The organism is Nocardia sp. NPDC050718 (genome assembly GCF_040654235.1).
Taxonomy (GTDB): domain Bacteria; phylum Actinomycetota; class Actinomycetes; order Mycobacteriales; family Mycobacteriaceae; genus Nocardia.
Map to the genome: position 1 here is coordinate 531260 of NZ_JBFAHQ010000003.1, position 20329 is coordinate 551588.

Annotated in this window: 17 protein-coding genes and 4 tRNA genes; 9 read left to right on the forward strand and 12 right to left on the reverse strand. The window is 68.4% G+C overall.

Annotated features, from left to right (window positions below):
• Positions 1-128 precede the first annotated feature (128 nt).
• Genes pstC through pstB form a run of 3 tightly spaced genes read left to right on the forward strand, consistent with a single transcriptional unit; the run spans position 129 to position 2801 of the window.
• Complete coding sequence (gene pstC / locus AB0H54_RS16935; protein ID WP_355271001.1) at positions 129-1100, forward strand: phosphate ABC transporter permease subunit PstC; 972 nt, start codon at positions 129-131, stop codon at positions 1098-1100.
• Positions 1100-2005, forward strand: a complete 906-nt coding sequence (gene pstA, locus AB0H54_RS16940) for a phosphate ABC transporter permease PstA (protein ID WP_355271003.1) — start codon at positions 1100-1102, stop codon at positions 2003-2005. Before pstC ends, pstA begins: the two co-directional genes overlap by 1 nt.
• 19 nt (positions 2006-2024) lie before the next feature.
• A complete protein-coding gene (gene pstB, locus AB0H54_RS16945) occupies positions 2025-2801 on the forward strand; it encodes a phosphate ABC transporter ATP-binding protein PstB (RefSeq protein WP_355271005.1) in 777 nt (258 codons plus the stop codon).
• A 65-nt stretch (positions 2802-2866) separates the two neighbouring features.
• Here the strand turns inward: pstB and phoU are convergent, their stop codons facing one another.
• The 3 genes from phoU to dusB form a co-directional block, all read right to left on the reverse strand.
• Positions 2867-3529, reverse strand: coding sequence for a phosphate signaling complex protein PhoU (gene phoU / locus AB0H54_RS16950; protein ID WP_355271007.1), 663 nt, complete (start codon positions 3527-3529; stop codon positions 2867-2869).
• 123 nt (positions 3530-3652) lie between these two features.
• Positions 3653-5725 carry an LCP family protein gene (locus tag AB0H54_RS16955; RefSeq protein WP_357346325.1) on the reverse strand — a complete coding sequence of 691 codons (2073 nt, stop codon included), beginning with the start codon at positions 5723-5725 and terminating at the stop codon, positions 3653-3655.
• Positions 5726-5918: 193 nt separating this feature from the next.
• Positions 5919-7061: a tRNA dihydrouridine synthase DusB gene (dusB, locus tag AB0H54_RS16960; RefSeq protein ID WP_355271722.1), complete on the reverse strand. Its 1143-nt coding sequence runs from the start codon at positions 7059-7061 to the stop codon at positions 5919-5921.
• Between the two features lie 322 nt (positions 7062-7383).
• Here dusB and AB0H54_RS16965 point away from each other — a divergent pair, with 322 nt between their 5' ends.
• Positions 7384-7974, forward strand: a complete 591-nt coding sequence (locus AB0H54_RS16965) for a hypothetical protein (protein WP_357346326.1) — start codon at positions 7384-7386, stop codon at positions 7972-7974.
• Positions 7975-8034: 60 nt separating this feature from the next.
• On the opposite strand, the gene AB0H54_RS16970 is transcribed toward AB0H54_RS16965, so the two are convergent.
• Positions 8035-8991 (reverse strand): acyl-ACP desaturase, encoded by a 957-nt coding sequence (locus tag AB0H54_RS16970; protein ID WP_357346327.1) that lies wholly within the window; start codon positions 8989-8991, stop codon positions 8035-8037.
• A gap of 230 nt (positions 8992-9221) precedes the next feature.
• Complete coding sequence (locus tag AB0H54_RS16975) at positions 9222-9821, reverse strand: DUF937 domain-containing protein (RefSeq protein WP_218717536.1); 600 nt, start codon at positions 9819-9821, stop codon at positions 9222-9224.
• Positions 9822-10050: 229 nt separating this feature from the next.
• Between AB0H54_RS16975 and AB0H54_RS16980 the strand changes: the two genes are divergently transcribed.
• Positions 10051-13074, forward strand: a complete 3024-nt coding sequence (locus AB0H54_RS16980; protein WP_357346328.1) for a TIR domain-containing protein — start codon at positions 10051-10053, stop codon at positions 13072-13074.
• A gap of 206 nt (positions 13075-13280) precedes the next feature.
• On the opposite strand, the gene AB0H54_RS16985 is transcribed toward AB0H54_RS16980, so the two are convergent.
• Positions 13281-13356, reverse strand: a tRNA-Lys gene (locus AB0H54_RS16985).
• A gap of 797 nt (positions 13357-14153) precedes the next feature.
• Here AB0H54_RS16985 and AB0H54_RS16990 point away from each other — a divergent pair.
• From AB0H54_RS16990 to AB0H54_RS17005, 4 genes are all read left to right on the forward strand, one after another.
• Positions 14154-14825, forward strand: a complete 672-nt coding sequence (locus AB0H54_RS16990) for a TetR family transcriptional regulator (RefSeq protein ID WP_355271014.1) — start codon at positions 14154-14156, stop codon at positions 14823-14825.
• Positions 14826-14917: 92 nt separating this feature from the next.
• A tRNA-Glu gene (locus AB0H54_RS16995) sits at positions 14918-14990 on the forward strand.
• A gap of 27 nt (positions 14991-15017) precedes the next feature.
• Positions 15018-15091, forward strand: a tRNA-Asp gene (locus tag AB0H54_RS17000).
• A gap of 58 nt (positions 15092-15149) precedes the next feature.
• Positions 15150-15223, forward strand: a tRNA-Phe gene (locus AB0H54_RS17005).
• Positions 15224-15280: 57 nt separating this feature from the next.
• Here the strand turns inward: AB0H54_RS17005 and AB0H54_RS17010 are convergent.
• From AB0H54_RS17010 to AB0H54_RS17035, 6 genes are all read right to left on the reverse strand, one after another.
• Positions 15281-15463 (reverse strand): DUF1508 domain-containing protein, encoded by a 183-nt coding sequence (locus AB0H54_RS17010; protein WP_355271016.1) that lies wholly within the window; start codon positions 15461-15463, stop codon positions 15281-15283.
• Between the two features lie 87 nt (positions 15464-15550).
• Entirely contained in the window at positions 15551-16231 is a 681-nt protein-coding gene (locus tag AB0H54_RS17015; RefSeq protein ID WP_357346329.1) for a TetR/AcrR family transcriptional regulator, read from the reverse strand.
• Positions 16232-16247: 16 nt separating this feature from the next.
• Positions 16248-17231, reverse strand: a complete 984-nt coding sequence (locus AB0H54_RS17020; RefSeq protein WP_357346330.1) for an NADPH:quinone oxidoreductase family protein — start codon at positions 17229-17231, stop codon at positions 16248-16250.
• 12 nt (positions 17232-17243) lie between these two features.
• Positions 17244-18281, reverse strand: a complete 1038-nt coding sequence (locus AB0H54_RS17025) for a phosphotransferase family protein (protein ID WP_357346331.1) — start codon at positions 18279-18281, stop codon at positions 17244-17246.
• Positions 18274-19056, reverse strand: a complete 783-nt coding sequence (locus AB0H54_RS17030; RefSeq protein WP_357346332.1) for an SDR family oxidoreductase — start codon at positions 19054-19056, stop codon at positions 18274-18276. Before AB0H54_RS17030 ends, AB0H54_RS17025 begins: the two co-directional genes overlap by 8 nt.
• Positions 19056-20276, reverse strand: a complete 1221-nt coding sequence (locus AB0H54_RS17035; RefSeq protein WP_357346333.1) for an acyl-CoA dehydrogenase family protein — start codon at positions 20274-20276, stop codon at positions 19056-19058. Before AB0H54_RS17035 ends, AB0H54_RS17030 begins: the two co-directional genes overlap by 1 nt.
• Positions 20277-20329 lie beyond the last annotated feature (53 nt).

Consider the following 20329-nt stretch of genomic DNA (forward strand, 5'->3'; position numbering starts at 1 on the left):
CACACAGCTCACCACCGCCATCAACCACAACCCCTTATCGCTTCGGGCCAAGCACAATCCCCCGTGTGGTCCCCGCGGTGGGCTCGTCGAATTCGACGAGCCCACGGGCGGCCGGAGATACTGCGAATATGCCGACCGAACCGAAAATCGACAAGGCCCCTGAGTCGGGTCGCGTAGGCCGTCTGAACGCCGAGACGATCTTCCGGTGGCTGGCCACCGCAGCTGGTGCGACCATCGTCGCGGCCATCGCGCTGATCGCGCTGTTCCTGCTGATCCGCGCGGTGCCGTCGGTCAGGGCCGACGAGGTCAACTTCTTCACCAGCACCGAGTTCGCCACCAACGATGCCAACCACCTGCGGTTCGGCATCCGCGATCTGTTCATGGTGACGGTGCTGAGCTCGATCTTCGCGCTCATCGTCGCGGTGCCGATCGGCGTCGGCATCGCGCTGTTCCTGACGCACTACGCGCCGTCGCGGCTCGGCAGGCCGTTCACGATGCTGATCGACCTGCTCGCCGCGGTGCCGTCCATCGTGTTCGGTCTCTGGGGCTTCCTGGTGCTGGCGCCGCAGATCGCGCCGGTCCAGCAGTTCCTCAACGACAAGCTGGGCTGGTTCTTCCTGTTCTCCGACGGCAACGTCTCGATCGGCGGCGGTGGCACCATCTTCACCGCCGGTGTCGTGCTCGCCGTGATGATCCTGCCGATCATCACCTCCGTCGCCCGCGAGGTGTTCGCGCTGACCCCGCGCGCCCACATCGAGGCGGCTCAGGCGCTCGGCGCCACCAAGTGGGAAGTCGTGCGGATGACCGTGCTGCCCTACGGCCGCAGCGGTGTGATCGCCGGTTCCATGCTCGGCCTCGGCCGCGCGCTCGGTGAGACCATCGCCGTCCTCGTGGTGCTGCGCACCGCGAGCCAGGCAGGCAGCTGGTCGCTGTTCGACGGCGGTTACACCTTCGCCTCCAAGATCGCCTCGGCGGCTTCGGAGTTCAGCTCACCGCTGCCGACCGGCGCCTACATCGCGGCCGGCTTCGTCCTCTTCGCGCTGACCTTCGTCGTCAACGCGCTGGCCCGCCTCGCTTCCGGCGGAAAGGTGAACGGCTGATGACCAGCACAACGACCCTCGACAAGCCGGTCAAAGCACCTACCTTCCGGCACGTCAGCACCGGTCGGCGGATCAAGAACAACGTCGCGACCGGCCTGGTCACGCTGTGCTTCGTGATCGCGCTGATCCCGCTGGTGTGGGTGCTCGGCCTGGTGGTCACCAAGGGCATCACCGCGATCGTCTCCGCCGACTGGTGGATGAACTCGCAGAAGGGCATCCTGCCGGATCAGACCGGCGGCGGTGTGTACCACGCGATCTACGGCACCATCGTGCAGGCCGCGGTGGCCTCGATCATCGCGGTGCCGCTGGGCATCATGGCCGCGGTCTACCTGGTCGAGTACGGTCGCGGCCGGCTCGCCAAGGTCACCACCTTCATGGTCGACATCCTCGCCGGTGTGCCCTCGATCGTCGCCGCGCTGTTCATCTTCGCGCTCTGGATCGCCACCTTCGGCATGCCGCAGAGCTCCTTCGCCGTGTCGCTGGCGCTGGTGCTGCTGATGCTGCCGGTCGTGGTGCGCAGCACCGAGGAAATGCTCAAGCTGGTGCCCGACGAGCTGCGGGAAGCGTCCTACGCGCTCGGTGTGCCGAAGTGGAAGACCATCCTGCGGATCGTCATCCCCACCGCGGCGCCCGGCATGATCTCCGGTGTCCTGCTCTCCCTGGCCCGCGTCATGGGTGAGACCGCGCCGGTCCTCGTGCTGGTCGGCTACAGCAAGTCGATCAACCAGAACATCTTCGACGGCAACATGGCCTCGTTGCCGCTGCTGATCTACCAAGAGCTGGCCAACCCGGAGGCCGCCGGTCGCGAACGTGTCTGGGGTGCGGCGCTCACGCTCATCCTGATGATCGCGGCGCTGTACCTGGCCGCCGCCGGTGTCAACAAGTGGCTCACCCGGAACCGATAGAAGCGAACGGATAACTCAGATGGCCAAGCGGATCGACGTCAAAGATCTCAACATCTACTACGGCGCCTTCCACGCGGTGTCCAACGTGGAGCTGACCGTGCTGCCCCGCAGCGTCACCGCCTTCATCGGTCCCTCCGGTTGTGGCAAGTCCACCGTGCTGCGTTCGCTGAACCGGATGCACGAGGTGACCCCGAACGCCCGCGTCGAGGGCGCGGTGCTGCTCGACGGCGAGGACATCTACGGCGCCAACATCGACCCGGTCGGCGTGCGCCGCACCATCGGCATGGTGTTCCAGCGGCCGAACCCGTTCCCCACCATGTCCATTCGCGACAACGTGGTGGCGGGCCTGAAGCTGCAGGGCGTGCGCAACAAGAAGGAACTCGACGAGGTCGCCGAGCGCTCGCTGCGCGGCGCCAACCTCTGGAACGAGGTCAAGGACCGGCTCGACAAGCCGGGTGGCGGCCTCTCCGGTGGTCAGCAGCAGCGTCTGTGCATCGCCCGCGCGATCGCGGTCTCGCCCGACGTGCTGCTGATGGACGAGCCCTGTTCGGCCCTGGACCCGATCTCCACCCTGGCGATCGAGGACCTGATCACCGAGCTGAAGAAGGAATTCACCATCGTCATCGTCACCCACAACATGCAGCAGGCCGCGCGCGTGAGTGACCAGACCGGTTTCTTCAACCTCGAGGCGCAGGGCAAGCCCGGCAAGCTGATCGAGATCGACGACACCGAGAAGATCTTCTCCAACCCCACCCAGCGCGCCACGGAGGACTACATCTCCGGCCGCTTCGGGTAGGCACCACCACGAGAAAGCCCCCCGCACTCCGATCGGAGTGCGGGGGGCTTTCTCGTTGCCGTGTCCTAGCTTTCGAGGTCCTCGTCACCGGGGAGCACGCCGGTCACCAGGAAGATGACGCGGCGGCCGATCTCGACGGCGTGGTCGGCGAAGCGCTCGTAGTAGCGGCCGAGCAGGGTGACGTCGACGGCCGAGGCGACGCCGTACTTCCACTCACGGTCCATCAGCAGGGTGAACAGGTGGCGGTGGAGGTCGTCCATCGCCTCGTCGTCCTGGTTGAGCTGGGCGGCGCGCTCGGGATCACGGGTCTCGAGCACCTCCTTGGCACCCGCGCCCATGTTCACCGCGATCCGGCCCATCTCGGCGAAGTAGCCGTTGACCGACTCGGGCAGCGCGTGGTTGGGGTGGCGGCGCCGGGTCACCTTGGCGACGTGCAGTGCCAGCGCGCCCATCCGGTTGACGTCACCGACGATCTGGATGGCGCTCACCACCTGGCGCAGGTCGCCCGCGACGGGGGCCTGCAGCGCGAGCAGGGCGAAGGCCTTCTCCTCGGCCTCGGTGATCATCACCGAGATCCGGTCCTGCTCACCGATGACCTGCTCGGCCAGGGCGAGGTCGGCCTGCAGCAGGGACTGGGTGGCCTGTTCCATCGCCTGGCCAGCGAGACCGGCCATCTCGCCCAGGAGGTTGGCGAGATCGGCCATTTGCTCGTTGTAGATGACACGCATGATTGCAGACCCTAGTGGGTACCCCCGGCGCTGTCACCCAACGGTGGGTGAATGCCGTGTGGCAGTGTCGTGCCAGCTCAGCGGGGGTTGTTACTTTGCGGGTGGCGGATGGCTGCGGGGGGCTCAGTCGCAGCTGGTGTCGGCCGCGTTCATGTGTTCGAGGTCGGACGGGAGGGCCACCGGTGCGGCCGCGATCGCTTTGCCGGTCTCCACGTTGGGGATTTCGGTACCGACCGCAGTGGGGGTGCGGACCTGTCCGGCGAAGCTCGAACCCAGGATGACCTCGACGATCCCGTCCAGGCTGTCGTCGCGTTCGATGACAGCGCCGGGGATCGAACTGGCCACAGTCGCGGCCGCGGCCTCGTTGCCCATCGAGTAGTGCACCACCGTCGACTCGCTGCCGTCGGGGTAGTTCCCGACGCTGTAGATGCCGAAACCCATCGTGCTGAGCTTGTTGGCGGCCTGCTGTGCGACGCCGGTGCGGCCGGTGCCGTTGGATACCCGGACCGACACCGAACCCGGACTGACGGCATGCACCTTGGGTGCCTGCGTCGGCGGCGCCTCCACCGAGCTCGTGACCGGCGGGGCGGTCTGTTCTCCTGGCAGCGGCTGGTCGTCGATGATCGCGCGGAAGATCGCCTTGATATCGGATTCGCGCGGAATCTCGTTCCCGTAGGTCGTGGTCCCGGCGGTCGGCGCGGTAATGAACGTCACCGCACCGGCATTGACCTTCTGCAGCGATCGGCCGAGCAGCATCAGGTCCTGGGTGCCGACGCCGTCGACGAACGTGTGCTGCCGGAAGGCATCGACGAAACCCTGCAGCTTGCCCGGGTCGAGCAGCACCTTGCTCGACAACGCCCCGCGGAGCAGGGCGGCCAGGAACTGCTGCTGCCGGTGGATCCGGTCGTAATCGCTGCGCTCCTCACCAACGACGTGGCGTGCGCGCACATAGTTGAGCGCGGTCTCGCCGTTGATGCGCTGCTTGCCCGAGGTCTCGAGGACCGTGCCGAGCACGCTGTCGATGATCGGCTTGGTGGAGCAGACCTCGACGCCGTCGACCTGGTCGACCATCGCCTGGAATCCGGCGAAGTCGATGCCGATGAAGTGGCCGATGCTCAGACCCGACATCTTGCGCACCACGTCGACCAGGCAGCGGGGGCCGCCGATCGCGTAGACGGCATTGAGCTTGTCGCCCATGAACGGAGGGAACTTCTGGTCGGTGTAGGCGGCCTTCTCGTTGTCCCAGCCCGCGCACTGCGGCCGGGTGACGTCGAGGTCGCGGGGGAAGGAGACAACGACGACGCGCGAACGGTTCTTCGGGATGTGAACCAGCATGACCGTATCGGCGCGCGCGCCTTCGGCGTCGTCGGTGGTGCCTGCGCCCAGGCCGGCGTTGACGCCCGCCCTGGTGTCGGTGCCGACGATCAGGTAGTTCTCGTCACCGAGCTGCATGTCGCCGTCGAGCACGTCCTCGGTGGTGCCGTCGAGCGCCGAGACCTGGTTGAAGCTGTTGTTGGTGGCGCGCAGATAGCTCCAGCCACCGCCGGTGACGACCAGCGTCAGCACCGCGAAGAAGATGAGCGCGCCCCGGCCCGCCATGCGCGCCTGCTTGCCGCGGCGGCCGTCGGCGGCGGGGCGGCGCGGAGGCGCGCCACCCGCCGCGGTCTTGACCGGGCGGGCGCGCTGCGGCGGCTCGGCGGTGACCGCGGGGAGGATGTCGGTGGCCGGGTCGCCGATCGGATCGTGGGTCCGGCGGGGCGGGGTCGGCTTGCGCGGCGCCCGGCCCGCCTCGGGGGCCTGGGCGGGCAGTGCGGTGGTGGCGGTGCGGTCGGCGGGGGATTCGGCGCGATGCGGAGTGCCCGCGATGTCGTCGACGACGGGCGAGCTCTCGACGCGCGGGGATAGGTCGGGGCGCTGGGTGGGCCGGGGTGCCTGCTCGCGGGCGCGGCGGCCCGCCCGCGATCCCTCGGCCTCGGCGGCGCCGTTGCGCCTGCCGCGCCGGGTCCGTTCGCTGTCGACCCGGTCGACGAGGTCCTGCACCGTCAGCGGGGCCGCCGCGGGGTCCTGTGCCGCGTCCGCGTGCCGGGAACGTCGCGCGCCCGTCTCCGGCTGCTCGGTGGGTTCGGCCGTCGGATAGCGCTCCCAGGGGGCGCGACTTCCGGGCCGGGGCGTTCGCCCACGCCGATCGTCACCCACCAACGAACCTCACTTCTCTATCTGCCGCAGCATGCGCGTCATCGCCCGGCTCCGCTTCGAACCGCAGCCGAACGATGTCCGCAATGATAACGATTCCGCCACGAGTGGCCACTCCTGTGCACAACAGATTCGCTGACGATCTCGTTGCGACGCTCTGACCGGCGCGGAAGGCGGAAGGTCGGGCAGGCGGAAATCAGCCGCCGCTGTGCATCACGTCGGCGGCGGCGGGGACGGTGTCGTCCTCGGGGTCGTCGAGCCAGCCGTCGGGGAGGGCGACCTTGGTCTGCGGCGAGCCCTGGCGGCCGCGGGGGCCGAGGGCGTCGGTGGGGAAGGGGACCGCGGGGTCGAGCTGGGCGACGAGGTCCTCGAGCTGAGCGAGCCGGGAGACGGTCGCGAAGCTGCGGCGCAGCTGCGAGCCGACCGGGAAGCCCATCAGGTACCAGGCCATGTGCTTGCGGATGTCGCGCATCGCCTTGTCCTCGCCGTCGTGGGCGGTGAGCAGGGTCGCGTGCCGGATCAGGATCTCGCCGACGCGGCCGAGCGTCGGCCCGTCGGGGATCGGCTCGCCGCGCAGCGCGGCGCTGAGTTCGGCGAACAGCCACGGGCGGCCGAGGCAGCCGCGGCCGACGACGACACCGTCGCAGCCGGTCTCGCGCATCATCCGCAGGGCGTCGTCGGCGGAGAAGATGTCGCCGTTGCCGAGCACCGGGATGGTGGTGACGGTTTCCTTGAGCCGCGCGATGGCCGACCAGTCGGCCGCGCCGGAGTACAGCTGGGCCGCGGTGCGGGCGTGCAGCGCGACGGCGGCCGCGCCCTCGGCCTCGGCGATGCGGCCGGTGTCGAGGTAGGTGTGGTGGTCGTCGTCGATGCCGACGCGGAACTTGAACGTCACCGGGACGCCGGCGGGTTCGGCCGCCGCGACCATCTCCCGGACGATGTTGGCGAACAGCCTGCGCTTGTACGGCAGCGCCGAGCCGCCGCCGAGCCTGGTCACCTTGCGGACCGGGCAGCCCAGATTGAGATCGATGTGGTCGGCCCACCCCTCGCCGACGATGATCCGAACGGCCTCGCCGAGCGTCTTCGGATCGACACCGTAGAGCTGCATCGAGCGCGGGTTCTCGTCGGCGTCGAACGACATCATGTGCAGCGTCTTCTCGTTGCGCTCGACCACTGCGCGTGCGGTGATCATCTCGCAGACGTAGATCGAGGTCGCGCTGCCGAATTCGCGGCACAGGGTGCGGAACGCGCGGTTGGTGATGCCCGCCATCGGGGCGAGCACGACCGGCGGATCGACCGGGTAGGGCCCGATCCGCAGCGGCGTCGTCACCTGGGGCATCGTGGTAGTCACGTCGGCCATTGTCTCATCACCCGAGGTCGCGACCACAAAAAGCCCTGGTGCGACCGATCACAGCGGTCGTTGCCGACCGGCTCGCAGGGCGTGTCGCCGACCGGACACGCGCGGTGTGATCGATATCGCGCACTACCTGTTTCGCGTGGTTACAGCATCATGACCGCGCCGGAGCGCCCGCGCGTGTGAGCAACACGACAGCATTCGGCCGTGGCCGATCGCCGCGCGCGCTACGGCTCAGTAACCTGTGTCTGCCGGCACCGTCGCCTCGGGCGGTGCGCTGTCCCCACGTAATCGGAGAAACCACCCCATGGCCGAACCCGCTGACGACGCCACCGACCTGACCAAGCCCGCCGCCGCGCCCGCGCAGCCGGACAAGGGGACGGTCGCCGTGCAGATCTCGTCGCTGATCGGCGGCGCTGTCATCGCCGTCCTCGCGATCATCGCGATCGTGCTCGGCGTGCTGCTCGGTTCGGCGCGCTCCGAGCTGTCCGACCTGAAGGCGCAGGCCGCCGACGACGCGAAGGCCGAGCAGATCGCCCTCGACTACGCCGTCGGCTCGGCGACGCTGAACTATCAGGACGTCGACGCCTGGGTGGCCAAGCTGAAGGCGGGCACCTCGCCGGAGCTGTCCGGCAAGTTCGAGGCGACCGGCGACAAGCTGGAGCAGATCATCATCCCGCTCAAGTGGACCTCGAGCGCAACGCCGATCACCGCCAAGGTGATGTCGCACGAGGGCGACGTCTACAAGGTGGCCGCGTTCGTCGACGTGAGCACCACCAACGCCCAGAACCCCGACGGCTTGCGCAACACCGTCACCTACAACATCACCGTCGACGCGGGCAAGGACTGGAAGATCACCGACGTCGGCAGCACCGACGGCGCCCTGCCGACCAAGTAGCCCACCGACGACAACAGCGCCGCCCTCCGGATCCGGAGGGCGGCGCTGTGTGGTTGTCGGCTAGACGCGCGCCAGCTCGAGCTTCTTGGCCTCGCGGGCCAGCATCTTGTCGCGCTGCTCCTCGAACTTGAGCACGTCTTGGCCCAGCTTGTCGAGGAAGTCGGCCAGGCGCTCACGGGTGGCCTCACCGCGGGCGGTGAAGTCGGTCCGCTCGAAGATGTTCCACTTCTTGAGCACCGGCTGGACGACCTCTTCGAGGTGCTGACGCAGGTCGTAGATGCCGTGCTTGGCCATCAGCACGCCGTTGCGCCGGAAGTTCGGCATGCCCGCGCCGGGCATCTGGAAGTTCTCCACGATCAGGGAGATGGCCTCGATCGCCTGGTCGGGGCTCAGGTCGAGGGCCGCGCCGCAGAGGTTGCGGTAGAAGATCATGTGCAGGTTCTCGTCGGCGGCGACGCGCTGCAGCATGCGATCGGCGATCGGGTCGTCGCAGACCTTGCCGGTGTTGCGGTGGCTCACGCGGGTGGCCAGCTCCTGGAAGGTCACGTAGGCGACCGAGTGCAGGAAGCCGGCGTCGACCTCGGTGGGCGAGGCGAAACCGTTGGTCATGTGGATCATGCGCGCGTTCTCGAGAGCGACCGGGTCCACACCGCGGGTGACCACCAGGTAGTCCCGCATCACGATGCCGTGCCGGTTCTCCTCGGCGGTCCAGCGACCGACCCAGGTGCCCCAGGCGCCGTCCTGGGAGAAGTTCTCGGCGATCTCACGGTGGTAGGACGGCAGGTTGTCCTCGGTGAGCAGGTTGGTGATCATGGCCGCCTTGGCGACCTCGTTGAGCTTGGACTGCTCCGGATCCCAGTCGATGCCGCCCATGGCGGCGAAGTTGCGGCCCTCATCCCACGGGACGTAGTCGTGGGGATGCCATTCCTTGGCCAGCGACAGGTGCCGATTGACGTTCTCTTCGGCAACCGGCTCCAACTCTGTGAGCAGTTCGAGTTGAGTCAGATCCCTTGCCATGTAAAAAACCCTTCGCTGTCGTGCTTACGGTCGAACGTCGCGATGCGGCCATACCTTACGGCACCGTAGGTGTGATGCGAAACGCAACTGAGCGGAATACTGCCGAGTTTGATCAACGCCACAACCTCGGCCGACGCCGTCTCGTCGTGCTGACGAGTCTAGGTGTTCGGCCCGCAGCGTAGGGACTATCGCTGCGGGCCGCGCGGTGTTAGCCCCCGGTGGGGAACCTCTCAGCGCTTGCCACCGAGCAGGCCGCCCAGAATGCTGCCCAGACCGCCGCCGGCGTTCTTCGCCAGCGCCTCGCCGATCACGCCGCCGAGCCCGCCGCTGCTGGTGCTGCCGCCGATCAGCCCGCCCAGCAGATCGCCGAGCCCGCCGCCGGACGCCTGCGGCTGCGGTGCCGGTGCCGGCGCGGCCGCACCGCCACCGCCGGTCAGCTGCTTGGCGACATAGGCGAGCACGATCGGCGCCAGGATCGGCAGCAGCTTGCCGATCAGGTCGTTGCCGCCGGTCCCGCCGGTGCCGCCGAGGGCGCTGATGACGGTGTTCTTCTCGTCGCCGAAGACGTTGTCGACGATCTTCTCGCCGTCGGCCACGTCCACCTGCTGCAGATCGACGGCGCCCTCGCCCTCGACGAGACCGCCGTGGTTGTCGAGCGCGCCGAGCAGCGACGCGGCGCCCTGCGGTTCGGCCGCGTTGGCCTGCAGCCCGCCGAGCAGCGTCGGGAGCGCCGCCTGGACGGCGTTGGTCGCGGTCGCCTGGTCGACGCCGAGCTGGTCGGCGATCTGGGCGATCGGTACCTGGGAGAGCAAATCATCGAAGGAAGTCATCGGCTCCGCCTGTGTCGAATGGGGCCCGGTAGTGCCCGGGTCGGGCTCAGGTTAGGGGACCGAGATGGCGGAATCGGGGGTTTCGGCGGCGTCTGCGTCTGGCGCGTCGCCACGTGACGTTGATCATCCGGGGCTCGTAGTCGAACCCGAGTAGCCGGTTACGCGTGCCCCGGCGAGCGCGGAAGCCGACCGTGGAGGAAACGGCGCAGACCGGTTGGGAGTGAGGACGATGGCCGAGCCGATGACGATCGCGGCGGACCCGCCGCCGAAGCAGGCGTCGCCGACCGCCTACGACGCCTTCCTGTCCTACTCGCACGCCGACCGCGCCATCGCGGCGGGCATCCAGCGCGGCCTGCACCGCATCGGCCGCCGCGTCGGCCGCCTGCACGCCCTGCGGGTCTTCCGCGACGCCACCGACCTGACCGCCAGCCCCGACCTGTGGGGCAAGGTCGCCGAGGCGATGGACCAGGCCCGCTACTGCATCGTCGTGCTGTCCCCGCATTCGGCCGCCTCGGAATGGGTGGACCGCGAGATCGCCTACTGGCTGCGCACCCGCGGCCCCGAACACCTGCTGTTCGTCGTCGCGGGCGGGCAGGTGAAATGGGACCGCGAGCTGCACCGCTTCGATCCCACTCGCTCGACCGTCGCACTCCCGGTCCTGACCGAGCCCGGCGCCCTCCCCACCGAACCCCTCTACGTCGACGTCACCGAGGACGCTCCATGGGACCCCCGCGCCGCGCTCTTCCGCGAGAAGCTCACCGACCTCGCGGCGCCCATCCATGGCAAGCCGAAATACGAACTGGCGGGGGAGGATCTGCGGGAACAACGCCGGTTCCGCCGATTACGCCGCGCCGCCGTCGCGGGGCTGGTGCTGCTCACGGTGCTCGCGCTCATCGCCGCTGTCGTCGCCGTCGACCGGCAGCGCGAGGCGGTCAGGCAACGCAACCAGGCGATCGGGCTGCGCTTGGTCTCCGACACCGAGTCGATGCTGGCCGGTGCGCGCCCGCGCGACGACGTGCGGGCGATCCAGCAGACGCTGGCGGCGCGCCAGATCACACCCGATTTCGATGAGGGTGCGTTGCTGCGGACGTTGAATGCGGAAGCGGCGGTGGACAAGATCGTGCAGACCGGGAAACCGTTCAGCACGGACGCCTTTCTCCAGGATCAACCCGCGATGGGTGAGTCCTTTCGGACAGCCAATCCGACCATCGGCGTCTCGTTCGGTCCGGCCGGCGATCGAATCCTCACCGGTGGAGTCGAGATGCGGCTCTGGGACGTGCGGACGGGAAGTCGAATCGACCGAACTTTCGAACCGCAGCCGGTCGCGCTACGTCCGGTTTTCAGCCCGGACGGTCGTCGGATAGCGGGCACCACCATGGAAGGTGCGGTCCAGATATGGGATGTGGAGTCGGGCAAGGCCGCGGGGCCGCCACTCGTCGGATTCCAGGGCGTCGTCAACGGCGTCGTGTTCGCACCGGACGGCCGGTCGGTGGCGGCGTGTGGCGCAGACGGCGTGATTCGGTGGTGGGACCTGGACAGCGGTCGCGCGGAGGTGTTCACCGGCCACGAAGGTGAGGTGTCCTCGGTGGCATTCAGCCCGGACGGGCGGCGCATGGTGTCCGGCGGCCAGGACACCACCGTGCGTATCTGGAACGTCGAATCCCCCACGGAGCCGCCTCAGGTGCTGCGTCGGCATACCCGCCCGGTGAGCAGCGTTGGGTGGAGTCCTGACGGTCGACTGATCGCATCCGGAAGCAGCGGCTCGGCGAAAGCGGCCGAGCTGGCGCCCGACCTCGGTGCGGCACTGCTGCTCTGGGACGCCGATTCGGGCCGGCTGATCGGTGATCCGCTGGTCGGGCACGAAGGGCAGATCACCTCGGTCGCCTTCAGCCCGGACAGCACCGAACTGGCCTCCGGGGCAACCGACACCACGATCCGACTGTGGAACACCGATACCGGTAGCTCGGCGGAGACACTGACGGGACACACGGGATGGGTGTTGGGTGTCGCGTTCGCCCGCGACGGCCGACAACTCGCTTCCACATCCTGGGACGGAACGATGCGCGTCTGGAACGTCGACCGCGCCGGTTCGCTCGGCGCACCATGGCCGTCGGACCAAGGATCCGCGAAGCCCGGCTACGGCCCAGTGCTGACCTCCGATCGGGAGGGCAGGCGACTCGTGAAGCAGGACAACGAGAATGCGTCGGTCTGGTTGGTGGATTCGCAGACCGGCCGCAGCACCGCCTTGGTCGATTACCCCGATGGCTCCGATGCCGGTGCGGCGATCACAACGGACGGCCGCCGCGTAGCCGTCGCCGGACCGGATAAGACCGTCACCTTCTACGACGCCGAGACCGGCAACCAAGTAGGCGGTCCGCTGACTGGATTCGGTGAGCCGGTGCGTTCGCTGGAATTCGACGCCCGCGGTACCCGCCTCGCCACGCTCAGCACCGGAAACGTCGTGCAACTATGGGACGCCGAAGCCGCGTCGCCCATCGGTGGCCCGTTCGTCGGACCGTCCGAGGCCGAAATGGTCGAGCTCAGTGCGGATGGTCGCTTGCTCGCTGTCGCCGCCGGCAACACCGCACAGCTGTGGAACGCCGAGTCCGGCACCCCGATCGGTGGGCCGATGACCGGCCACGGCGCCGATATCAGAAACCTAGTCTTCGACCCCGCCGGAACGCGTCTGCTCACCCACAGCGGCGACTCGGTGCGGCTGTGGGACGTCCGCACCGGCGATCTGGTCAAGGAGATCCGCGCACAGGGGATCTGGGCGGTGGCGATGGCACCTGACGGCTCCCGGTTCGTCACCGGTGAGGAAACGACCCTGCGGCGGTGGGACGTGCGGACCGGAGAGCAGGTCGGGCCGCCGATGGAGGGGCATACCGAGATGGTGCGAAGCGTGACGATCAGCGCCGACAGCCGGTACATCGTCTCCGGTTCCCGCGACCAGACGCTGCGCTTCTGGGACCTGGCCGACGGTCACGTAGTCGGGGTGCCGTTGCAGGGATCACCGGGCTGGATCGAGGCTGTCTGGATCAGCGCGGACAACTCGACCGTTCGCACGATCCACCAGGAATTGACCAACGAGGCAGGCGCGTGGGTCTGGCCGGGGCCGAGCACGTGGGCCGGTCGGCTGTGCGACAAGCTCGCGGCCGACATGAGTCGTCACCAGTGGTCGGAGTGGATTTCCCCCGATCTGGAATACCGCCCCGTCTGTCCGGGTCTCCCGCCCCATCCAGACGACAGCTGACGCCGGATGAGCGTGTCGGGAATCACAAGGATTCGCCCTGGCGGCACCGTAGGTCCAAGCGCGGGGACTCGCACAGCGATCCACCCGTGCGTGAATCATCAGGATGTCGACCGCATAGCGGCCCGCCGACAGTCGGTCTTTCATGGCACGCGACCTCGGCCGGATCGCTCAGCTCACCTGTACCCGCAGGTCAGCCGGTAAAAACATGGTGCCCCCTGTAGGACTCGAACCTACGACCTAGTGATTAAAAGTCACCAGCTCTACCAACTGAGCTAAAGGGGCGCGGTGGGGAGTCTAACCGACACTCGCCCGTCGGGCCGAATACCGGCCCCCGGCGCCGCCGGGAGCCGGGGGGGCGCTGGTGGGCGCTGGTAACGAACCGTCGGGGCCGGACGATTCGTGGTAAACAACTGGTACCCATCACCGTTCGCGCTTCGGGCGCCGACGTGGTATCGAATACTGTTGTATTGCAACAGTTTTCGATGAGCAGGGGTTTCGTGACCGATGAGGTGGTCCGGTGTTGGCGCGGTTCTCGCGATCTGCGGGCGAACAGCAGGGGGTTCGCGCGTGGGCGGTGGGCCGGGTCAACCGGGCTGTGCGCCTATGGAATTCGTAGCTTACGAAACCATTCCGGTTGCGCCTCGTTTGCTGGCCTGGATAATCGAACCGGATGTTCGGATGGGTGTTCCATTTGCCGCGTGTCGGCTGCGGAATGCGGGTACGGTGATCGCCTGGTGAATTTCGGAACAATCACCGGTGCTGCGTTATCCGACGGCCGCCCGGTGCTGGGTGCGGTGTCGAGGAATTCATCGAGGGTTCGAAGTGCCGGGGCAAACGCGATGGGCGCGCGAATCTTCGGCAAAGGGGCAATCGTTACCGCAGGAGGAGGCGGTTCTCACAGGTAGTTGAGCCCGAGTGTGCACCCCCTGCGGCGCACTCGGGCAGGCGAACTATACCAGCCGGAGGGGTACCGGCTTTTCTGCGAGATTTCATACCGAAAGTTTGTAATAAAACCACAATTCGCGCTACCGGTTGGTTATTGATCGTTAGCGACGAGAAGGTTCGGAGGCGTTTCGAGCATGGCACGGCAGCAAGAGCGGGCGCGCCGGACACGCGCGGCGATAATCAAGTCCGCGGCCGTCGAGTTCGGGAAGAGCGGATATGCGGCGGCATCGCTCAACCGCATTCTGGAAGGTTCACGCGCGACCAAGGGTGCGATGTACTTCCACTTCGACTCCAAGGAAGACCTCGCGCGCGCGGTCCTGGAGACCGCGGTCGAGCGCTACCGCACCTGTGCGGAGCGCTGGCTGGCCCGCGCCGATCTGGGGCCGCTCGACGTCCTGCACGGGATGGTGGACGAGATCGCGCTGCGGCTCGAGCACGACACCATCGTGCAGGCCGAGTACCGGCTCGTGATCGAGCCCGAGTTCCATCGCGACGCGGGCAACGGGGGCGGCCGCATCGTCGGCCGGGCCACCCGGGTGCTGGCCGTGCGCGCGATCGACGACGGGCAGCTGCGCGCCGACGCCGACCCCGACCGCTTCACCCGCACGCTCTCCGCAGCCCTGGCCGGCCAGCGCTATCTGGTCGACCCGATCGCCAATGGCTCGGCCGCCGATCTGCGCGCCCGGTTCGCGGAGGTGCTGGAGGTTATCGTGGAGGCGATGGCGACGCCGGTGTGGATCCAGAACTTCCGCAGCGACGGGTGGCGCTCACAGGCGCGCCTGGATGACCTCGGTTTGGGCGCCTGACCAGCCGATTTGGAAGTCTGCGCACACCTGTCATAAGCTATGCGAGCTCCCAACGGAAACGTTGAAAGCCGGTCCGGAGAGATCCGGGACGAGCCCCCTTCGTCTAGCGGCCTAGGACGCCGCCCTTTCAAGGCGGTAGCGCGGGTTCGAATCCCGTAGGGGGTACAGTCTTCGGACTGTGTAGTACAGCAAGGCCCTGTGGCGCAGTTGGTTAGCGCGCCGCCCTGTCACGGCGGAGGTCGCGGGTTCGAGTCCCGTCAGGGTCGCAAGTAAGCGCCGGAGTGATCCGGCGCTTCGCGTATGGCATTCCGTACGGGTGCCTGCGGCCAGGTAGCTCAGTTGGTACGAGCGTCCGCCTGAAAAGCGGAAGGTCGCCGGTTCGATCCCGGCCCTGGCCACTCAGGAAGACCAGCCTTTCGGCTGGTCTTCACTCATTTCCGGGCTCGGTAGCGAGGCTAGGTCGTGAGGTCGACGAGTGCGGCGCCCGCGGCGTTGGTCTGCACCGAGGAGATGCCCTTCTTGGCCGCGTCCTTGGACTCGTAGGCCTGCGACTGGGCGATGATCTCGTTGTTGCCCGCCTTGAGCCGCCACCGGAACTTACCCGCCGCGTCGGCGAAGATCTCGAACTTTCCTGCCATGATCGGGCCCCGCTTTCGTTCGAAGGGAAAACGCGCCTACCAGCACAGAATAGGCCAGCGGTGCGGCCAGGCGGGGGATTCGCCGCGTCAGCGGGTGGTGGGCATGCGCAGGGCGTTCACCCACAGGCGGGTGACGGTGTAGACGATGTCCTCGAGCGGGCGGGGCTCGCCGTCGAGGTGTCCGTCGGCGACGACGAAGTAGTGGAAGGCCAGGCGGCTGACCATGCCGGAGAGGGCTCGCGAGGTGAGCATCGGGTCGAGCTCGGGGTCGGCGAGGCCGCGTTTCTGCAGGTCGGCGATGCTGCGGGCGTTGCGGTGGATGAAGGCGTCGGCGCGGTTCTGGCGCAGCTTGCTGAACTCGGGATCGATATTGGCGACCTGTTCGAGCAGGCCCATCAGCTTGGCGTTGCGCCGGTAGGCCTCGAAGTAGGCGCGGTTGCTCGCCTCGACGATCGACGCGGGGTCGTCGTCGCCTGCCACGTGCCGCATGCCGGGGTGCAGCATGTCTTCCTGGGCGTGCTCGAGGATGGCCGCGAAGATCTCCTCCTTGCCCGCGAAATAGGTGTAGAAGGTGCCCGAGGAGCATTTGGCTTCCTGGGTGATGTCGACCAGCCGGGTGTCGAGGTAGCCCAGCCGTTCGAAGACCGTGCGGCCCGCGTCGATCAGGGCCGACCTGGTTCGCAGGCCACGCGGGGTGGCGGGTAGCTCACGCAGCAGCGAAGTGCGCGCCATCGAGGGCGGCGCGCCTTCGCTGTCGGTGTGGTCCATGCAGTATTTATAGCGCTCAGGGCTGGAACACGATGCGGCCGACCGTGCTGCCGTCGCCGAGCCTGCCGAGGCCGTCGGGCACGTCGGCCAGCGAAAGCCGCTCGCTGATCAGCGGTTTCAGCTGACCGGCGGCGGCCAGCCGGGTGAGTTCGGCGTGGCAGTCCGCGATCGCCCCCGGGTTGTACTGCTTGTACAAGCCCCAGTGCAGGCCGATGATCGAGTAGTTCTTGATCAGCGCGTGGTTGAGCGCGGGCTGCGGGATGGTGCCGCCGGCGAAGCCGATCACCAGGATGCGACCCTCGAAGGCGACGCACTTGGTCGACTTGGCGTAGGCGTCGCCGCCGACCGGGTCGTAGATCACGTCCGCGCCGCGGCCGCCGGTGAACTCCTTCACGATCGGCACGAAGTCCTCGGTGCGCCGGTCGATGACGAGGTCGGCGCCGAGCCGACGGCAGTACTCGGCCTTGTCCGGCCCGCCGACCACGCCGATGACGGTCGCGCCAGCGGCCTTGCCCAGCTGCACGGCGGTGCTGCCGACGCCGCCCGCGGCCGCGTGCACCAGCAGGGTCTCGCCCGGCTTCAGCTGGGTGCGCCGGTGCAGCGCGAACCAGCTCGTCTGGTAGCCGATGGACAGCGCGGCGGCCTCGGCGTCGTCGAGCGCCGCCGGCGCGGGAAAGACGTTGTCCGCGTCGAGGACCGCCAGTTCGGCGAACGCGCCGCCGGGCAGGGTGGTGGTGCCGACGACCCGGTCACCGACCGCGCACCGGGTGACATCGGCGCCCACCGCGAGCACCGTGCCGCACAGCTCCACCCCGGGCGTGAACGGCAGCGGCGGCGCGAGCTGATACTCCCCGCGGCACAGCAGCACGTCCGGGAAGTTGGCGGGCGCGGCCAGCACGCGCACCAGCACCTGGCCCGGCCCGGCGACGGGGTCGTCGATGTCGTCGAGCCGCAGCACCGCGCGTGGTTCGCCGAGCTCGTGCACCTGCCAAGCCTTCATGATGACCTCCTGCTAGATTCCGGCGTCGTCGGCGACGTCGCGGGCCAGACGCAGCACGGCGTCGAGGCGCTCGGCCGTCGGCGCGCCCGCCGCGGCCTTGTTCTCGGGGTTGTCCAGCGCGCGGCGCAGCACGCCCTCACCGATGATCGCGAGCTTCCACAGCCCGAGGACCTGCCAGAACTTCAGCGCGGCCGGGTCGCGGCCGGTCAGGTCGAGGTACTGGCGGGCCAGCTCGGCGCGGTCGGGGAAGCCGTCGAGCGTGGACGCCGGGAAGTCACCGGCGATGAGCTCGCCCGGCTCCGCCCAGTAGGCGAGCATGCTGCCCATGTCGGCCAGCGGGTCGCCGAGCGTGGACAGTTCCCAGTCCAGCGCGGCCGTCACCGCGCCGGTCTCGCGCGAGGTGATGACGTTGCGAAGGTGGAAATCGCCGTGCACCAGGCAGACCTCGGTCTGCTCCGGCACCGCGGCGGTGAGCCTGCGGGTGAGATCGTCGAGCTCGGGCAGGTCCCTGGTCTTGGACCGTTCCAGCTGACCGCTCCAGCGCTTGAGCTGACGCGGCGCGTACGGGGTGTGCGCGGCCAGATCGGCCAGGCCGACGGCGGCCGGATCGACCGCGTGGATGCGCGCCAGCGTCCGCGGCAGGGATTCCGCGATCGCCCGGCGGCGCTGCGGCGTCAGCGATTCCACGATCGGCATGGTGTCGACCACCTGCCCGTCGACGTACTCCATCAGCACCAGCGGCGCGTCGACCAGCGCCGGATCGGTGAGCACGCCGAAGATCCGCGGCACCGGCACATCGGTGGACTCGAGCGCGGCGATGATCCGCGCCTCCCGCACGACGTCGTGGGCCGAGGCCAGCAGCTTGCCGAGCGGCGGCCTGCGCAGCACCCACCGCCGGTCCGCGGCGTCGGTGACCAGGTAGGTCAGATTCGATTGGCCGAGCCCGATCCGGGCGAAGCGCAGCGGTGCCGCGCATTCGATGCCGAGGCTGCCGAACCAGCTGGTCACCACGGCCGGGTCGATCCCGACGATGGCTCGCGTGTCAGACACTGATCGAGGCTCCGCTCCGGAACAGGGGCGCGTCGCCGAGGCGCTGTCCGCCGTCGATCACCAGGATCTCGCCGGTGATCCAGCGCGCCGCGTCGGACACCAGGAACGCGACGGCGTCGGCGATGTCGCCGGGCTCACCGATCCGGTTCAGCGCGATGCTGGTCGCGACGGCGTCCTCCTTGTCCTTCCACAGCGCCTCGGCCAGTTTGGTGCGGACAACGCCGGGCGCGATCGCGTTGACGCGAATCGCCGGCGACAGCTCCAGCGCCATCTGCTTGGTCAGGTGGATCAGCGCGGCCTTGGCCCCGTTGTACATGCCGATGTTCGGGTCGAGGACCAGCCCGCCGATCGAGGCGTTGTTCACCACGGCGCCGCCGTGCTCGCCCATCCACGCCTCGGTGACCAGCGACGTCCACAGGATCGGCGCCCACACGTTCACGTCGAAGGTCTTGGCGAACCGGCCGTGGTCCTGGCTGACCACCGGGCCGTAGGCGGGATTGGTGCCCGCGTTGTTGACCAGGATGTCGACGCTGCCGAAGTGCTCGACGGTCAGCTCGACGCATCGTCGAGCCGCCGCCTCGTCGGTGGCGTGCGCGCCGACGCCGATGGCATTGCCGGTCACCTGCGCGGCGGCCGCGTCGGCCGCCTCCTGGGTCCGCGCGGTCAGCACGACATTGCCGCCCGCCGCCGCGATGGCCTGGGCGATCGCCAGCCCGATGCCGCGGGAGGCACCGGTGACGATCGCGGTGCGACCGGTCAGATCGAGTGCGGTCATCAGTTGCTCTCCTTGCCGCGGTACTTGCTCAGTTCCTGGCGCGCGATGGCGCGCTTGTGCACCTCGTCCGGGCCGTCGGCCAGGCGCAGCGAGCGCAGCTGGGCCCAGGCCAGCGCGAGCGGGAAGTCGTCGGTGACGCCGCCGGCGCCGTGCACCTGGATCGCGCGGTCGAGGACCTCGAGCGCGATGGTCGGCGCGGCGACCTTGATCGCGGCGATCTCGGTGCGGGCGGCCTTGTTGCCGACGGTGTCCATCAGGTGCGCGGCCTTGAGCGTCAGCAGCCGGATCATCTCGATATTGATCCGCGACTCGGCGATCCAGTCCTGGATATTGGCGTTCTCGGCGATCGGCTTGCCGAAGGTGACCCGCGACAGTGCCCGCTGACACAGCATCTCCAGCGCGCGTTCGGCCATGCCGATGCTGCGCATGCAGTGGTGGATGCGGCCGGGCCCGAGCCGGGCCTGGCTGATCGCGAAGCCCTCGCCCTCGCCCTTCAGCACGTCGGTGACCGGCACCCGCACATCGGCGAAATCGATCTCGGCGTGGCCCTCGCGCTCCTGGTAGCCGAACAGCGGCAGGCCGCGCAGGATGGTCACGCCGGGGGCGTCGATCGGGACGACCATCATCGACTGCTGCCGGTGCGGCGCTGCGGTCGGATCGGTCTTGCCCATCACGATCAGGACCTTGCAGTTGCGGTGCAGGGCGTTGGTGGCGAACCACTTGCGGCCGTTGAGCACGTACTCGTCGCCGTCGCGCACCATCGAAAGTTCCACATTGGTGGCGTCGGAGCTGGCCACGCCGGGTTCGGTCATCGCGAACGCGGAGGCCATGGTGCCGTCGAGCAGCGGTTCGAGGTACTTGCGCTTGTGCTCCTCGGTGCCGAACAGCTCGAGCACCTCCATGTTCCCGGTGTCGGGGGCGTTGCAGTTGCAGGCCTCCGAGGCGAGATGGCTGCGGCCCATGATCTCGGCGAGCGGCGCGTACTCGAGGTTGGTCAGGCCGGGGCCGCGACCGGGGTGCGGGTGGAAGAGGTTCCACAGGCCGCGCCGCTTGGCCTCGGCCTTGAGCTCCTCGAGGATCGGCGGCTGGAAGTGCGGGTCACCGGACTCCCGCATCTGCTCCTCGTAGACGGGTTCGGCGGGGTAGACGTGCGCGTCCATGAAATCGAGCAGGTCGGCGCGGTATTTCTCGGCGCGCTCGGAGAGATCGAACAGCGACATGGGTGCTCCCGATGATCGGCGGTGACTTGTCAGCGAACTTATTAGAAGTTGAC

What these genes read in the sequence shown, in the direction of transcription:
- pstC (WP_355271001.1), top strand. Translation starts at nt 129, where the DNA reads ATGCCGACCGAACCGAAAATCGACAAGGCCCCTGAGTCGGGTCGCGTA.
- AB0H54_RS17010 (WP_355271016.1), bottom strand. Translation starts at nt 15,463, where the DNA reads ATGGCAGGAAAGTTCGAGATCTTCGCCGACGCGGCGGGTAAGTTCCGG.
- pstB (WP_355271005.1), top strand. Translation starts at nt 2,025, where the DNA reads ATGGCCAAGCGGATCGACGTCAAAGATCTCAACATCTACTACGGCGCC.
- phoU (WP_355271007.1), bottom strand. Translation starts at nt 3,529, where the DNA reads ATGCGTGTCATCTACAACGAGCAAATGGCCGATCTCGCCAACCTCCTG.
- AB0H54_RS17020 (WP_357346330.1), bottom strand. Translation starts at nt 17,231, where the DNA reads ATGAAGGCTTGGCAGGTGCACGAGCTCGGCGAACCACGCGCGGTGCTG.
- AB0H54_RS16980 (WP_357346328.1), top strand. Translation starts at nt 10,051, where the DNA reads ATGGCCGAGCCGATGACGATCGCGGCGGACCCGCCGCCGAAGCAGGCG.
- dusB (WP_355271722.1), bottom strand. Translation starts at nt 7,061, where the DNA reads ATGCCCCAGGTGACGACGCCGCTGCGGATCGGGCCCTACCCGGTCGAT.
- AB0H54_RS16990 (WP_355271014.1), top strand. Translation starts at nt 14,154, where the DNA reads ATGGCACGGCAGCAAGAGCGGGCGCGCCGGACACGCGCGGCGATAATC.
- AB0H54_RS16975 (WP_218717536.1), bottom strand. Translation starts at nt 9,821, where the DNA reads ATGACTTCCTTCGATGATTTGCTCTCCCAGGTACCGATCGCCCAGATC.
- AB0H54_RS16965 (WP_357346326.1), top strand. Translation starts at nt 7,384, where the DNA reads ATGGCCGAACCCGCTGACGACGCCACCGACCTGACCAAGCCCGCCGCC.
- AB0H54_RS16970 (WP_357346327.1), bottom strand. Translation starts at nt 8,991, where the DNA reads ATGGCAAGGGATCTGACTCAACTCGAACTGCTCACAGAGTTGGAGCCG.
- AB0H54_RS17035 (WP_357346333.1), bottom strand. Translation starts at nt 20,276, where the DNA reads ATGTCGCTGTTCGATCTCTCCGAGCGCGCCGAGAAATACCGCGCCGAC.
- AB0H54_RS17015 (WP_357346329.1), bottom strand. Translation starts at nt 16,231, where the DNA reads ATGGACCACACCGACAGCGAAGGCGCGCCGCCCTCGATGGCGCGCACT.
- pstA (WP_355271003.1), top strand. Translation starts at nt 1,100, where the DNA reads ATGACCAGCACAACGACCCTCGACAAGCCGGTCAAAGCACCTACCTTC.
- AB0H54_RS17030 (WP_357346332.1), bottom strand. Translation starts at nt 19,056, where the DNA reads ATGACCGCACTCGATCTGACCGGTCGCACCGCGATCGTCACCGGTGCC.